General features: G+C 51.2%; 2 protein-coding genes. Both read right to left on the bottom strand.

From position 1 onward, the window contains the following. Positions 1–1612, bottom strand: a 1612-nt coding sequence (locus tag HWQ67_RS16950) for a DUF1566 domain-containing protein (protein ID WP_218253870.1), incomplete at its 3' end; no start/stop codon positions are given. 130 nt (positions 1613–1742) lie between these two features. Beyond that, positions 1743–2155, bottom strand: a 413-nt coding sequence (locus HWQ67_RS16945; RefSeq protein ID WP_218253869.1) for an FG-GAP repeat domain-containing protein, incomplete at its 5' end; no start/stop codon positions are given.

Genomic DNA, 2155 nt, shown 5'->3' with positions numbered 1-2155 from the left:
TGTTGGCTGCTACCGTGTAACTTACTGAACCATTGCCACTGCCGGAACTACCGGCGTTGATCGTTATCCAGGCGGCGTTGCTTGATGCCGACCATGAGCAACCGGTGTTTGCCGTTACGCTCACGCTGTCGGTGCCAACGGAGGAGGGGAAGCTCTTGCTCGTTGGGGTGATTGTGTAACTTGTACATGTTGGGGTCGCAGCAGCCTGGGTTACGGTAAAGGCCTGTCCTGCTATTGTCATCGTACCAGTGCGGGAACTCGTGCCTGTGTTGGCTGCCACCGTGTAGCTTACGTTGCCGTTGCCACTGCCGGAACTGCCTGCGTTGATTGTTATCCAGGCAACGTTGCTTGAGGCTGTCCATGCGCAGCCGGTATTTGCCGTTACGTTTACGCTGTCGGTACCACCGGTTGATGGCAAGTTCCTGCTTGCCGGGGTAACTGTGTAGCTTGTACACGCTGGTGTCACAGAACCATTACGTACAGGCAAAGCCAGGAAGTAGCCGGCCTTCTGGCTGATTTCCACTGGGCCATATGTGCCGATAATCCATGCAGATACCATACTGCTTGCACAAGTGCTGGATGACCAATAGGGAGTACCATCCCCGTTGTGAAAGGGGTATTTAAACGTTGGGGAAAACGTCCCAAAATCAACTATGCTCCTAAGCTCTGTCCTGTTTGGCAGACGCCAGTCGTTATGACCAAGGTAGTTGTTGGTATTAAGGCAGCTCACATAACTAAGCGCCGCTTGCCAGTTCATTTGACCATCTGTGCAATTGTTCACGGATGGTGTACCGGCATCACTTGGCCATACCAACCCCGTAAGCTGGTCGGTAAGCGTCTGATCGCCGTTGTCCGTAAACCTAGGGTCCGGCCAGGCCACTCCTGCCCTGACTGCTCCATCGTCACCTGAGGCGTAGCTCACTGTCTGGCCCGTTTGCGGCGTCATAGCCGGAAAGATTGGCCCATTACTCCCCCGTACTGGCCAGACATCATGTTGGTTATTCATATGGGCATATGCAACAAAGCCATCACTTATAATGAGAGTCCACACATATTCCGTTCCTGAATAACCAAGAGCAGTGGACGACCAATACCTGAGCGTATATGACCCATTAGATTGCACATGTTGAAAGGGATGACCTGATGGAAGCGCCGGGTTATCCCTTTGACCGTCAATCAGGCTTTGCAACTCATTGATATTGGGTAGCCGCCAGTCATTGTGTCCGAGGTAGTTAGCGGCATTTAAACAGGCCACGTAATCCAATGCTGCATGCCAGGTCTTGGGACCACCGAGACAACCACCTACAGTCGCCGTACCTGCTTCTTGTGCCCAGATCAGCCCCGTGAGCTTGTCGGTAACCGTCTGGTCACCATTGTCCATAAGCCTGGGAACCGGCCAGGCTACTCCTGCCTTGATTGCGCTGTCGTCACCTGATGCGTAGCTCACTGTCTGGCCCGTCTGTGGCAGACGGATGGTTCCAGCATAGACGTTGTTGATGCACATGGCCCCAAATACAGCGATCAGCGTTAGCATAAACAACACCCTTATGCTAAAGACGCTGTATAACTGGAGATACTTCACACTTGTTTGGTTGTTCTCTCGTCCAAACATACTTCCTCCTAAAACATTTTGCATCTTGGCTCTGTGACCCAACAAGGTTGGTGCTTAACACAGATACCAATCTCTGAATGATGCCCCTGATTAAATAAAAAAAACTCTATAACCCCAAAGTAGTTCCTTCCTATTCACTCCGCCACTCTACCGGCAGTCCTTTTACCACCAACCCCACTCTTAATATAGTCATACCATCCATGACCCAGAGATACATGTCGTTTGTTTTGATGTTTCGCCACATGACGTCATACTTCTTGTCTGCATTGAAGTCCCCGGTGCCCACTATCTGCCACTGACTGTCAACCGGCCCGTAGAACCCTGCATCTTTAATGGCCAGGTCATTCATCAACCAGAAACATATCTGCCCTGTTGTTTCGTTTTGCCAGATGATATCGCTTGTTCCGTCGCCGTTGAAGTCGCCAACACCCCGTAGTTGCCAGTGCAGGTCTGCCGTGATGTTTGGCAATATTTTGGTAATCTTTACAGAACTCCCTGTCATGGCGCGGATTTCTATATCGCCATTTATAGTGTCCTGCCAGA

It is taken from the genome of Candidatus Magnetobacterium casense, assembly GCF_019173545.1.
Taxonomy (GTDB): domain Bacteria; phylum Nitrospirota; class Thermodesulfovibrionia; order Thermodesulfovibrionales; family Magnetobacteriaceae; genus Magnetobacterium; species Magnetobacterium cryptolimnobacter.
Note: the sequence above shows the minus strand (reverse complement) of the source record. Positions and strands in the feature narration are given on the sequence as shown.